Below are 12,854 nucleotides of genomic sequence, written 5' to 3'. Positions count from 1 at the left end.
TGCCGCAGAACTGCAACACGTTTCAGTTTTATCTGCGGCCTGGGTAGTCTGGCCGAGTGCCAAAGGTCACCAGCCAAGAACCCGCGATCGACGGGTGGTTCGCCACCGACGAAGCCGGCCAGCCGCACCTGATCGGCAGCAAATGCCCGGAGTGCGGCACCTACGTGTTCCCGCCGCGGGATAACAACTGCCCCAACCCCGGCTGCGCCAGCGACACACTGAAGCCCGTCGCGCTGTCGACCCGGGGCAAGCTGTGGAGCTACACCGAGAACCGGTATCCGCCGCCACCGCCCTACCCCGCCCCGGATCCCTTCGAGCCCTTCGCCATCGCCGCGGTCGAGCTGGCCGACGAGGGACTCATCGTGCTTGGCAAGGTGGTCGAGGGCACGCTAGCCGCCGACTTGAAGGTCGGCATGGAGATGGAGCTGACCACCATGCCGCTGTTCACCGACGACGACGGCGTGCAGCGGATCGTCTACGCGTGGAAGGTGGCGCCATGACTCCGGAACCGCTCTACATCCTCGGCGCCGGCATGCACCCCTGGGGCAAGTGGGGCCGCGACTTCACCGAATACGGGGTGGTCGCCGCGCGCGCCGCGCTGGGCGAGGCCGGCCTGGACTGGCGGCAGATCCAGTTGGTCGCCGGCGCCGACACCATCCGCAACGGCTACCCGGGTTTCATCGCGGGGTCGACGTTCGCGCAGAAGCTGGGCTGGAACGGGGTTCCGGTCAGCTCCAGCTACGCCGCCTGCGCCAGCGGTTCGCAGGCGCTGCAGAGCGCCCGGGCGCACATCCTGGCCGGCTTCTGCGACGTCGCGCTGGTGATCGGCGCCGACACCACCCCGAAGGGCGCATTCGCCCCCGTCGGCGGCGAACGCAAGAACGACCCCGACTGGCAGCGGTTCCACCTGATCGGGGCGATGAATCCGGTGTACTTCGCGCTGCTGGCGCGCCGGCGGATGGACCTCTACGGCGCGACGTCCGAGGACTTCGCCCAGGTGAAGGTGAAGAACTCCCGGCACGGCCTGCAGAACCCGAACGCCCGCTACCGCAAGGAAGCCTCGGCCGACGACGTGTTCGCCAGCCCGGTGGTCGCCGACCCGTTGCGGCAGCTCGACATCTGCGCCACCTCCGACGGCGCCGCGGCCTTGATCGTGGCCAGCGCCGACTTCGCCCGCAAGCACCTCGGCTCGCTCGACGGCGTCCCCTCGGTGCGCGCCGTCAGCACCGTCACCCCGCGCTACCCCCAGCACCTACCCGAATTGCCCGACATCGCAACGGATTCCACCGCGGCGGTGCCCGCGCCGGACCGGGTGTTCAAGGATCAGATCCTGGATGCGGCCTACGCCGAGGCGGGCATCGGGCCCGAGGACGTCAGCCTGGCCGAGGTCTACGACCTGTCCACGGCGCTCGAGCTCGACTGGTACGAGCACCTCGGACTGTGCCCCAAGGGCGAGGCCGAGCAGTTGCTGCGCAGCGGAGCGACCACCATCGGCGGCAGGGTGCCGGTCAACCCGTCGGGCGGGCTGGCCTGCTTCGGCGAGGCGATCCCCGCGCAGGCCATCGCCCAGGTCTGCGAGCTGACCTGGCAGCTGCGCGGTCAGGCGACGGGCCGGCAGGTGGAGAACGCCACGGTCGGCGTCACCGCCAACCAGGGGCTGTTCGGCCACGGCTCAGCGGTGATCGTCGCGCGCTAGCGGGACTCGCTTGGAGCGAACGTGCGCGGTGGTACGCGCTCGACGGCGAGTCGCCGTCCAGACACGCACGCTCGCGGGGCTATTCGGGCCCTCGCGGGACTATTCGGCGTCCTTGGGTTCGTCGCCGAGGGTCTCCAGCACCACCTCGGCGACCCGCTTCATCGTGGTCCGCCGGTCCATCGCGGCGCGTTGAATCCACTTGAACGCCTCGGGCTCGGTCATGCCCTGCTTGGTCTGCAGCAACCCCTTGGCGCGTTCGACGATCTTGCGGGTCTCCAGCCGCTCGGACAGCGTCTCCACTTCGCGCTCCAGCTCCCTGATCTCGGCGAAGCGGCTCACGGCCAACTCGATGGCCGGAATCAGGTCGCTGATCGTGAAGGGCTTCACCAGGTAGGCCATCGCGCCGGCGTCGCGGGCGCGTTCGACCAAGTCCCGCTGACTGAATGCGGTCAACACCACGATCGGAGCGATGCGCTTGCTGGCGATCTCCGAAGCCGCGTCGATCCCGTCGCGCCGCGGCATCTTCACGTCCATGATCACCAGGTCGGGCCGATGGCGCTCGGCCAACTCGACGGCTTCCTGGCCGTCGCCGGCCTCCCCGACGATCTCGTAACCCTCCTCTCGCAGCATCTCGGCGAGGTCCAGTCGGATGAGCGCCTCGTCCTCGGCGATCAGGACCCGGCGCGGCACGGCGGCGTCGGTGTCGGTCGTGGGGCCTGTCATGACGGACATTGTGTCGTGAACGCCTCGACCCAGCGACCTCGGGGGCGGTGAGATGGGGGCCGGCACCGAATCCTTTATGGTGGGAGGCTGCCTCTAAGGTATGAGGCCGAGCAAGCCCTCGTATCCCAACTGGCAGAGGAAACGGACTCAAAACCCGTCCAGTGTGGGTTCGAATCCCACCGAGGGCACCGAAGACACCATGAGGGCCAGGGCGCACCGGCGGCGGCGCGGGTCCCCGTCCGCAATAGCACTCCTCGAGTCGACTCCGCTCGGGCGACACTTCCCGAACCCCGGCGGGGGCGATTGCGGCAAACCGGTCGCGGCGGATTCGCGCTTCTCCGATACCGATGTCGCCGCTATGCGGGTGAGGCCAAGCCTCCGGATTGGGAAACACGCAAAATGCGTGCCAAAGGTATGAAATGCCGCGAATTAAATACCCGGCACAATTTAGCGCTGGGGTTGTATTCAACAGGAACGCGACCGGTCGCGATGAATTCATATAATTCCGGCAACCGGCAACTCACGCCGCCGAAACATAATTAACAACGGCTCCCGCCGACCCCTCACGACGGGTGCCGTTCAGCGACCAATCGCGGGCTCTAAGCCGGGATGGTGTGGCCGCCGCGTCAGTGGCTTATGCACACCTGTTCCTCCGAGTGCACCACGTTGACCTGCATCGGATCGTTCTGCAACGAGTCGGTGGCCACCCGCAACAGCGAGCCCGCGCCGCCGCACCCCACCCCGCAGGCGGGCGTTGCCGCCGCGGTGCACGCCAACATTAGCGCGATCCCAATCCTGCTGCGCAGACTTGCCATCTCGCACCCCCGCATTAGAGGAACACATGACCCACATCACAGCCCGACATATGTTTAATAACATGCCGGAAAATTTTGTAAAAGCCTTCCAGCGAGAAATTTCTTTTTACATTTTTTTCCGGCCTCGCCGACACCACCTCGGTGATGGGCATCCGGTGCGGCGACCGGACTCCAATCCGCCCGCTCAGGGGCCGACAAACCCGAGCTCAGCGGGTTACGCTTTGAGCGTGGCGGCTAAGAAGTGCGGTGCCCCACCCGTGTCGGACGGCGAGTCGAGACGCCCGGACTGCGTAGCCGCGGTGCGGGCGCAGACCCGCGACCGCAATCAGCACTACGTCGCCAGCGCCGCGCGCCGCGCCCGGATCTTGACCATCACCGCGTGGCTGGCCGTCCTGGTGAGCGTGAGCTTCGTCCTGGTGCAGATCCTGGGCGGATCCTGGTTGTGGCAAGTCAGCTCGATCAACGTCCTCGGCGCCATGGTCTTCGCGATGGTCCCGTGGTTGCAGCGATTCGGCGAACTCGTCGCCCCGCTCACGTTTCTGGGCGCGGCCTACGTGTCGGTCTTCGCCAGCTGCGTCGACGTCGGCACCGGGTCGGGCGCTCAGTTCTTCTTCCTGGTGGGCGCCTGCATCGTGGTGCTCCTGCTGGGGATCGAGCACATCGTCCTCGCGTCGGCACTCGCGGCCGTCGCCGCCGGCCTGATGATCGCGGTCGAGTTCCTGATCCCCCGCGACACCGGCTTGCAGCCGGCGTGGGCCCAGTCGGCGGGTTTCGTCATCACCGCGATTTCCAGCGTCGTGATGGTCGTCGTGACGGTGTGGTTCGCCCTGCGCGACACCGCGCGCGCCGAGGCCGTGATGGAGGCGCAGTACGAGCGCTCCGAAGCGCTGCTGGCCAACATGTTGCCGGCCAGCATCGCCGAGCGGCTCAAGGAACCGGACCGCAGCGTCATCGCCGACAAGTACGACGTCGCCTCCGTTCTCTTCGCCGACATCGTCGGATTCACCGAACGCGCCAGCAGCACGGCTCCGGCCGACCTGGTGCGCTTCCTCGACCGCCTCTACGGCGCCTTCGATGCGCTCGTGGACAAGCACGGACTCGAGAAGATCAAAGTCAGCGGGGACTCCTACATGGTGGTCAGCGGGGTGCCGCGCGCCCGCCCCGATCACGCGCAGGCACTCGCGGACTTCGCCCTCGACATGGCCAATGCCGCGGCCGGATTGCAGGATCCGCACGGCAACGCGGTCCCGCTGCGGGTGGGCATGGCGTGCGGGCCGGTGGTCGCCGGCGTCGTGGGTTCCCGCCGCTTCTTCTATGACGTCTGGGGGGATGCGGTCAACGTCGCGTCCCGGATGGAAACCACCGACTCGGTCGGCCGAATTCAGGTGCCCGAAGCCATGTACGAGCGTCTCAAGGATGAGTTCGTGTTGCAGGAGCGCGGCCACATCGACGTCAAAGGTAAAGGCCTCATGCGCACCTGGTATCTGATCGGGCGCAAGGCCCCCGAGCAAACCACCGACCTGTTGGCCGAGGATTCACGCACGGCCCACGTATAGACAAAGTGCCCTATACCGGGGACGGCGTTTGTGTCAGACTTCGGCCATGCAAAGCACACCGGGATCTCTCCCAGCTCCAAGTCTGTTGCCGCATCTGTGGAAATCGGCCCTGTTATCGGGAATTCTGTCGCTGGCCCTCGGCGTGGTGGTGCTCGCGTGGCCCGGAATATCCATCGTGGTCGCCGCGACCGCCTTCGGCGTCTATCTCCTGATCACCGGCGCCGCTCAGGTGTTCTTCGCGTTCAGCCTGCACGTCTCGGCGGGCAGCCGGATCCTGTTGTTCATCAGCGGGGCCGCTTCACTCATCCTGGCGCTGTTGGCTTTTCGCCATTTTGGTCAGGGTTACGCAATCCTGTTGCTGGCCATCTGGATTGGCATCGGATTCATCTTCCGCGGCGTCGGTACTACCGTCTCGGCCATTCAGGACCCGCTCCTGCCCGGCCGGGGATGGTCGATCTTCATCGGCGTCATCAGCCTGCTCGCGGGCATCGTCGTCCTGGCGTCCCCGCTCGAATCGATTGTCACGCTGGCGCTCGTGGTCGGGGTCTGGTTCGTGGTCCTCGGCATCTTCGAAATCGTCTCGTCCTTCGGCATCCGTAAGGCTTCGAAGACACTGACCGGCTGAGCGGCTCGAGAAGTAGCGCCGCCCCCGACCCTCTACTACACTCGGTAGTAGCCGTGCCCACGGCTCCGCTGTTTCGGGAGATGACAGATGAATGTCGTCGATATCTCGCGGTGGCAGTTCGGTATCACCACCGTCTACCACTTCATCTTCGTGCCGCTGACGATCGGCCTGGCGGTCCTGCTCGCCGTGATGCAGACGGTTTGGGTGGCCACGGACAACGTCGCGTGGTACCGCCTCACCAAGTTCTTCGGCAAGTTGTTCCTGATCAACTTCGCAATCGGCGTGGCGACCGGGATCGTCCAGGAGTTCCAATTCGGGATGAACTGGTCGGAGTATTCGCGGTTCGTCGGCGACATCTTCGGCGCGCCGCTGGCCATGGAGGGGTTGTTCGCGTTCTTCTTCGAATCCACCTTCATCGGGTTGTGGATCTTCGGCTGGGGACGGCTGCCGAAGCTGATCCACCTGGCCTGCATCTGGATCGTCGCGATCGCCGTCAACGTGTCCGCGTTCTTCATCATCGTGGCGAACTCGTTCATGCAACATCCGGTCGGCGCGCACTACAACCCGGCGACACACCGGGCCGAGCTCGACAGCATCACCGCGCTGCTGGGCAATAACACTGCGCGGTGGGCGTTTACCCACACAGTGGCCGGCGCGTTGCTCACGTCCGCGACGTTCGTCGCCGCCGTCGGCGCGTGGTTCCTGGTCCGGTCCCGCCGCCCGGAAACCGCCACCCCCGCCGGCGAATCGAACGCACGCACCATGTTTCGGCCCGCGGTCGTCCTGGGCTGCTGGGTGGTCCTGCTCGCCGCCGTCGGCCTGTTCTTCACCGGCGACCGCCAGGGCAAGCTGATGTTCGTCCAGCAACCGATGAAGATGGCGTCGGCGGAATCGTTGTGCGGCACCGAAACCGACCCGGACTTCTCGATCCTCACCGTCGGCACGCACAACAACTGCGACAGCATCACCCGGGTGATCGAGGTCCCCTACGTGCTGCCGTTCCTCGCCGAGGGCAAGACCAGCGGCGTGACGTTGCAGGGGGTCCGCAATATCCAGCAGGACTTCGAGCAGCGTTTCGGCCCGAACGACTACCGGCCCAACCTGTTCGTCACGTACTGGTCGTTCCGTGCGATGATCGGTTTCCTGGCGGTACCCATTCTGTTCGCACTCGCGGCGCTGTGGCTCACCCGCGGCGGCCGGGTGCCCAACCAACGCTGGTTTTCCTGGCTGGCGCTACTGACCATCCCGACGCCGTTCCTGGCGAACATCTCCGGGTGGGTGTTCACCGAAATGGGCCGGCAACCCTGGATCGTCGCCCCGAATCCGACCGGCGACCAACAGGTTCGGTTCACCGTCCATGAGGCCGTGTCGAACCATGTGCCCGGCATGGTCATCACGTCGCTGGTGACCTTCACGCTGGTCTACGCCTTACTTGCGGTGATCTGGTTCCTCCTGCTCAAGCGCTACATCACCGAAGGACCGCGGGAACACGACGCCGAACCGGCTCCCCCGCCGGCGCCCGGCGACGACGAGGTGGCGCCGCTTTCGTTCGCCTACTAGGCCCACGCACTGAAGGAAGGGAGCTGACCGATGGGACTGCAGCAAGTGTGGTTCGGCATCATCGGATTGCTGTTCGTCGGCTTCTTCGTCTTGGAGGGCTTCGACTTCGGCGTTGGCATGCTGATGGAACCGCTCGCGCGCGTCGGCATCGGTGAGCCCGAACCGATTCGACGCACGGCGCTCAACACCATCGGCCCGATCTGGGACGGCAACGAGGTCTGGCTGATCGTCGGCGGGGCCGCGATGTTCGCCGCCTTCCCGGGGTGGTACGCCACGGTGTTCTCGACGCTGTACCTGCCGCTGCTGGCCATCCTGTTCGGCATGATCGTGCGGGCCGTGGCGATCGAATGGCGCGGCAAGATCGACGACACGAGGTGGCGTGGCTGGGCCGATTTCGGCATCGCGGCGGGGTCCTGGCTGCCCGCCATTCTGTGGGGGGTGGCCTTCGCCATCCTGGTCCGCGGTCTGCCGGTGGACGCCGACGGCCAGGTCCACCTGTCGATCACCGACGTGCTGAACGCCTACACCCTGCTGGGCGGCGTGGCCACGGCCGGACTGTTCCTCTTCTACGGCGCGGTGTTCATCTCCCTGAAGACCTCCGGCGCCATCCGCGACGACGCTCACCGACTGGCGGTGTGGCTGTCGCTACCGGTGACCGGACTGGTTGCGGGATTCGGGATTTGGACTCAACTGGCCCACGGCAAGGACTGGACCTGGCTGGTGCTCGGGGTCGCGGTGGTGGCACAGCTGGCGGCGGTGCTGTTGGTATGGCGGCGCCTGTCCGACGGCTGGGCGTTCGCCTGCACGGCGATCGTCGTCCTGTCGGTGGTGGTCCTGTTGTTCGGTTCGTTATACCCGAACCTGGTGCCCTCGACGCTCAACCCGCAGTGGAGCCTGACGATCTACAACGCCTCGTCGACGCCCTACACCCTCAAGGTCATGACGTGGGTGACGGCGTTCATGGCTCCGCTGACGGTGGTGTACCAGGCATGGACGTATTGGGTTTTCCGGCAACGGATCTCGGCGGATCGGATCCCGCCGTCGACCGGTCTGGCGAGGCGGGTGTCCTGAGCGCGACGGACTCGCCGCCCGGCTCGAAAGCACGGGGCCCGCTGGACCCGCGCCTGTGGCGGGCATCGATCGCCCTGCGCCGCTACCTGACCGCGACGGTCTGCTGCGGCGTGGTGATCTCCGGGTGTGCGATCGGCTCGGCGATCGTGCTGGCCGATGTCGTCGCCCGCGCCGTCAGCGATCACTCGGTGCACGGCCTGGACCCCTGGCTGGGACCGCTGTCGATTCTCCTGCTGCTGTGGACCATTCGCACGCTGGCGCAGTGGCTGCAGGCCCGGTTGGGTCAACGCGGCGCCAGCGCGGTGATCGCCGACCTGTCCGGTCAGGTGCTGACGGCGGTGACCGCCAGGCAGCCGGGTGAACTCGCCGCCCAACGGGAGGCCGCCGCCGTGGTGGTCACCCGGGGCCTCGACGGCCTGCGTCCCTACTTCACCGGGTATCTGCCCACGCTGGTGCTCGCCGGGATACTGACCCCGGCGACCGTCGCCGTCGTCGCGCTCTACGACTTGAAATCGGCGGCGATCGTGGCGATCACCCTGCCGCTGATACCCGTATTCATGGTGCTGATCGGCCTGGCCACCGCCGACCGGTCCGCGGCCGCCCTGGCCGCCATGACGACGCTGCAGGGGCGGCTGCTCGATCTCATCGCCGGCATCCCCACGCTGCGGGCGCTGGGCCGCGCCCGCGGCCCCGAGCGGCGCATCGCCGAACTCGCTGCCGCACATCGCCGCTCGGCGATGGCCACGCTGCGGATCGCCTTCCTGTCGGCGCTGGTGCTGGAATTGCTGGCGACGCTGGGCGTCGCGCTGATCGCCGTGGGGATCGGACTGCGCCTGGTGTTCGGCGAGATGACGCTGGCGACCGGCCTCACGGTGCTGTTGCTGGCGCCCGACGTGTACTGGCCGCTGCGCCGGATCGGCGTCGAATTCCACGCCGCGCAGGACGGCAGAACCGCCGCCGACAAGGCCTTCGCCCTCATCGGCGAGCCGACGCCGCCGAAGACCCAGGATCGGACCGTCACCGCCCGCGGGTCGCAGATAAGACTCGAGGGGCTCAGCGTCGCGGGCCGCGACGGTCATGCGCCGCGCGACCTCACCGCGCTCATCGAGCCCGGCTCGGTGACGGTGCTGACCGGACGTAACGGTGCCGGCAAAAGCACCGCCCTGCAGGCGATCACCGGGATCACGGCACCGACGTCGGGCCGCGTGACGGTGGCCGGCATCGACGTCGCCGACCTGGAGCCGGGCGGATGGTGGCGGCAGCTGTCCTGGCTGCCGCAGCGCCCGGCGCTCGTCCCGGCCACGGTCCGGGACAACCTGACACTGTTCGGCGAATTGGACGACCTCGAACGGGCTTGCGCGGCCTCGGGTTTCGACGCGGTGCTGGCCGACCTGCCCGACGGGCTGGATACCGCGCTGGGCCGCGGCGGCGTCGGAATGTCGCTGGGGCAGCGGCAACGGCTCGCCCTGGCCCGGGCGCTCGGGTCGACCGCGCCCGTGCTGCTGCTCGACGAGCCCACCGCGCACCTGGACGCCCGCGCCGAGCAACACGTGCTGCGTGCCATCGTCGAGCGCGCCCGCGCCGGTGCGACCGTCGTCGTCGTCGGGCACCGCGAACCGGTGCTCGCCATCGGTGACCGGGTGGTGCAGGTGACCGCCGACAGCGGAGCGCGTTATGCCCCGGTCTGATCCGCTGCGGGCGGCCGCACCGCTGTTGCTCCCGAGGCTCCCCCGCATCGCGGCGGCGATCGCGCTCGGTGTGCTGTCGCTGGGCAGCGCGCTGGCGCTGGCCGGTGTCTCGGCCTGGCTGATCACGCGGGCCTGGCAGATGCCGCCGGTGCTGGACCTGTCGGTCGCGGCCGTCGCGGTGCGCGCGTTCGCCATCTCGCGGGCCGTGTTGCACTACTGCGAACGACTGGTCACCCACGACGCCGCGCTGCGGGCCGCCGGCACCGCCCGGGCGCGCATCTACGATCGGCTGGCCCGCGGGCCCGCGGCGGCCGCGGTCCGTCTGCACAGCGGTGAGCTGGTGGCACGCGTGGGCTCCGACGTCGACGAACTGGCCAACGTGCTGGTGCGTGCCGTGGTGCCGATCGGGGTCGCGGCGGCGCTGGGGCTGGCGGCGACCGCCGTGGTCGCGGCCATCTCGCCTTCGGCGGCGGCGATCCTGGCGATCTGCCTGTTGCTTGCCGGCGTCGTCGCCCCGAGGTTTGCCGCCGGGGCCGCGGCCAGGCAGGAAAGCGTTGCGCGGCAGCATCATTCCGGCCGAGACACGTCGGCCATGATCGCCCTCGAACACGCGCCCGAGCTTCGTGTCGCCGGCCTGCTCCCCCGGGTCATCGCCGAATCGCAACGCCGGCAACGGGCCTGGGGCGCCGCGCTCGATGCCGCCGCCAGACCGGCCGCCATCGCCGAGGCCGTGCCCACCGCCGCGATAGGGGTCAGCGTGCTCGGCGCGGCGGTGGCCGGCATCGGGTTGGCTCAGTCGATCGCCCCCACCACCCTGGCCGTCTTGATGTTGTTGCCGCTGTCCGCCTTCGAGGCGATGACGCCGTTACCGGCCGCCGCGGTCCAGCTGACGCGGTCGCGCATCGCCGCGCGCCGGCTGCTCGACCTGACGGCGACCGACCACCCGGAACCCGAAACGCCCGCGGCGGCCCCGCCCAAGCCGGCCGCCGTGTTGTCGGCCGACATCCACGCCGGCCACACCGAGGCCACCGGGTCGAACCGCTTCACCCTCGACCTGCCGCCGGGTGACCGGCTGGCCATCACCGGCCCCAGCGGCTCCGGCAAGACGACCCTGTTGATGACGCTCGCGGGGCTGCTCCCCCCGCTGCAGGGACGGGTGACGCTGGATGGCGTCGACCTTGTCGAATTCGACGAGGGGGAATTGCGGCGCGCCGTCGGCTTTTTCGCCGAGGACGCGCACGTCTTCGCCACCACCGTGCGGGACAACTTGCTGGTCGCCCGCGGCGACGCCCGGGACGACGAACTGGCGGGCGCGCTGGAAGCGGTCGGGCTGGGCGCCTGGCTCGCCGGTCTGCCCGACGGCCTGTCGACGGTGCTGACCGGTGGGCCGCAAGCGCTTTCGGGCGGTCAGCGCAGGCGGCTGCTGCTGGCGCGCGCCGTGCTCTCACCCGCGCGGATCGTGTTGCTCGACGAGCCCACCGAACACCTGGACGCGGCCGACGCCGAACCGATCCTGCGCGACCTGCTGGGGCCGAGCCCTCGGCTGATTTCCGCCGACCGGACCGTCGTGGTGGCCACCCATCACCTGCCCAACGGCATTGGCTGCCCCGAACTGGACGTCGACCGGCTCAGAGGTGTCGCCGGCGCGGCATGAACTCCAGCGACAGCAACACGATCAACAGCGTGACGATCTGCGTCATCGAGACCAGCGCGTAGCGCCGGGCGTCGAGCGAGTGGAACTTGCGCACGTACCGGTAGAGCGACTCCAGCGCGATCAACGGGTCGAGGACGTGGATCAGCCGATAGAAGACGCGCTGGGCGCGGCTGCGGTTCTTCTCGTCGAAGATCTCCGGGAACGCCGCGAAGGCGAGCGAAAGCCGCTGCGCGCCATTCTCTTTGCCGGCCATGATCATGTCGATGCTGAGCCGCTCGTCGATGCCGTTGGGGGCCCCGCGGCGGCGCCACGGCACGTCGAGGGTGATGTCGCTGCCGCCGCCGGCCGTCGCGTACCGGTGGAAGCCCTGCACCTTGCCCGAGGCGTCCCTGGCGAGGATCAGCTGGATGCCGGGGAACCGGCCCTCCAGGACACCGTCGAGGTTCATGTGAAATCCGCGTTCGGTGTGGGCCGCTTTGCTCGAGGCCCGCACCACCTCGGTCAGCTCGGCCAGTTGCTCACGGGTGAGCTCCTGCTCCGCGACGATCTCGGTGGTGATGCCGCAGTTGTGCGAGCGCTTCACCGCCTGGCGCAGGTTGCGGAACTTGCGGCCCGCCATGTCGAAACCCGTGACGTCGACGACGACGTCGCGCCCGATCGGCACGGCGCGCAACGACTGTCCGAGCAGCGCGGCGTCGTTCCACAATTCCAGCCGCCGCTCGCTGCACCCCACCACCGCGATTCGCCACCCGTGGGCGTGGCACATGGCGGCGAAGTCGGCGACCAGCTCGGGGAACCGGGTCTCGTCGCCGATCGGGTCGCCGCCGACCACCGCGATGCCCAGGCGCGTCCGGTACGCCAGCGCCGCGCTGCCGTCGGCGGTGAAGTGGTAGCTCTTGCCGGTCTGCATCGCGAACGGCGCCAGCGGGTCGTCCTTGGTGGCCTGGATCAATGTCCAGATCCGGGGCAGGTCCTCGGGGCGCGGGTGCGACGGCGTCGGCCACATCAGGACCAGGCCGGAACCGGCGATCACGAGGTCGCCGACCAGATCGAAAGACAGCACGTGCAGGCCCAGGCCCGCGAGCACGCACCCGGCGGCCGCGGCGGCGTGCATGGCCGTCACGGGGCGCCCCAGGAAGATGCCCCGCGCGATCCACGCGACCGCGATCAGGACGGTCAGCGACCACGCCAGCCGATCGGTGTAGTGCCACGCCGGGTGGTGATGATGGCGAACGAGGATTTCGGCCAACCAGCAGGTGGCGCTCAACAGCGCCAGGGCGCCGATCAACCGGGCTGCCCGCGAATCGACCGAGACGACCACGCGCTCCCGCGCGCGGGACTTCGCTGAGACGTCGACCAAAGGCCCGCTCACACTCACCTCCCGATGCGCTGAAATTTCAGCTGGGCGGCTGTGTGCCGCCTCTGCACCGAATACCCGGCTGCTATGAACTTACGCCCGGTTCCGG

Annotated in this window: 11 protein-coding genes and 1 tRNA gene; 9 read left to right on the top strand and 3 right to left on the bottom strand. The window is 68.4% G+C overall.

Features of this window, described 5'->3' with window-relative positions; all coding sequences use genetic code 11:
* Positions 1-56: 56 nt before the first annotated feature.
* Together BRW65_RS18790 and BRW65_RS18785 are read left to right on the top strand one after the other, a co-directional pair.
* Positions 57-500 (top strand): Zn-ribbon domain-containing OB-fold protein, encoded by a 444-nt coding sequence (locus tag BRW65_RS18790; RefSeq protein WP_073877206.1) that lies wholly within the window; start codon positions 57-59, stop codon positions 498-500.
* Positions 497-1,696: a lipid-transfer protein gene (locus BRW65_RS18785; protein ID WP_073877203.1), complete on the top strand. Its 1,200-nt coding sequence runs from the start codon at positions 497-499 to the stop codon at positions 1,694-1,696. The genes BRW65_RS18790 and BRW65_RS18785 overlap by 4 nt, the downstream gene beginning before the upstream one ends.
* Positions 1,697-1,795: 99 nt before the next feature.
* On the opposite strand, the gene BRW65_RS18780 is transcribed toward BRW65_RS18785, so the two are convergent.
* Entirely contained in the window at positions 1,796-2,419 is a 624-nt protein-coding gene (locus BRW65_RS18780; RefSeq protein ID WP_073877271.1) for an ANTAR domain-containing response regulator, read from the bottom strand.
* Positions 2,420-2,533: 114 nt separating this feature from the next.
* Here BRW65_RS18780 and BRW65_RS18775 point away from each other — a divergent pair.
* Positions 2,534-2,607, top strand: a tRNA-Leu gene (locus BRW65_RS18775).
* A 438-nt stretch (positions 2,608-3,045) separates the two neighbouring features.
* Here the strand turns inward: BRW65_RS18775 and BRW65_RS31355 are convergent.
* On the bottom strand, positions 3,046-3,198 hold the full coding sequence (locus BRW65_RS31355; protein ID WP_167374067.1) for a hypothetical protein: 153 nt from the start codon (positions 3,196-3,198) through the stop codon (positions 3,046-3,048).
* A 263-nt stretch (positions 3,199-3,461) separates the two neighbouring features.
* Here BRW65_RS31355 and BRW65_RS18770 point away from each other — a divergent pair, with 263 nt between their 5' ends.
* The 6 genes from BRW65_RS18770 (at position 3,462) to cydC (ending at position 11,388) form a co-directional block, all read left to right on the top strand.
* Positions 3,462-4,790: an adenylate/guanylate cyclase domain-containing protein gene (locus tag BRW65_RS18770; protein WP_073877201.1), complete on the top strand. Its 1,329-nt coding sequence runs from the start codon at positions 3,462-3,464 to the stop codon at positions 4,788-4,790.
* A 46-nt stretch (positions 4,791-4,836) separates the two neighbouring features.
* Complete coding sequence (locus tag BRW65_RS18765; RefSeq protein WP_432206437.1) at positions 4,837-5,415, top strand: HdeD family acid-resistance protein; 579 nt, start codon at positions 4,837-4,839, stop codon at positions 5,413-5,415.
* A gap of 87 nt (positions 5,416-5,502) precedes the next feature.
* A complete protein-coding gene (locus BRW65_RS18760) occupies positions 5,503-6,975 on the top strand; it encodes a cytochrome ubiquinol oxidase subunit I (protein ID WP_073877199.1) in 1,473 nt (490 codons plus the stop codon).
* 30 nt (positions 6,976-7,005) lie between these two features.
* Positions 7,006-8,046, top strand: coding sequence for a cytochrome d ubiquinol oxidase subunit II (gene cydB / locus BRW65_RS18755; protein WP_073877197.1), 1,041 nt, complete (start codon positions 7,006-7,008; stop codon positions 8,044-8,046).
* A 74-nt stretch (positions 8,047-8,120) separates the two neighbouring features.
* Entirely contained in the window at positions 8,121-9,734 is a 1,614-nt protein-coding gene (cydD, locus tag BRW65_RS18750; RefSeq protein ID WP_073877265.1) for a thiol reductant ABC exporter subunit CydD, read from the top strand.
* Positions 9,721-11,388, top strand: a complete 1,668-nt coding sequence (cydC, locus tag BRW65_RS18745; protein ID WP_073877194.1) for a thiol reductant ABC exporter subunit CydC — start codon at positions 9,721-9,723, stop codon at positions 11,386-11,388. Before cydD ends, cydC begins: the two co-directional genes overlap by 14 nt.
* On the opposite strand, the gene BRW65_RS18740 is transcribed toward cydC, so the two are convergent.
* A complete protein-coding gene (locus BRW65_RS18740) occupies positions 11,363-12,760 on the bottom strand; it encodes a bifunctional lysylphosphatidylglycerol flippase/synthetase MprF (protein ID WP_073877267.1) in 1,398 nt (465 codons plus the stop codon). The genes cydC and BRW65_RS18740 overlap by 26 nt on opposite strands.
* Positions 12,761-12,854 lie beyond the last annotated feature (94 nt).

It is taken from the genome of Mycobacterium paraffinicum (genome assembly GCF_001907675.1).
In the GTDB taxonomy this organism is placed as follows: domain Bacteria; phylum Actinomycetota; class Actinomycetes; order Mycobacteriales; family Mycobacteriaceae; genus Mycobacterium; species Mycobacterium paraffinicum_A.
This window is presented reverse-complemented; position numbering and strand designations above follow the sequence as displayed.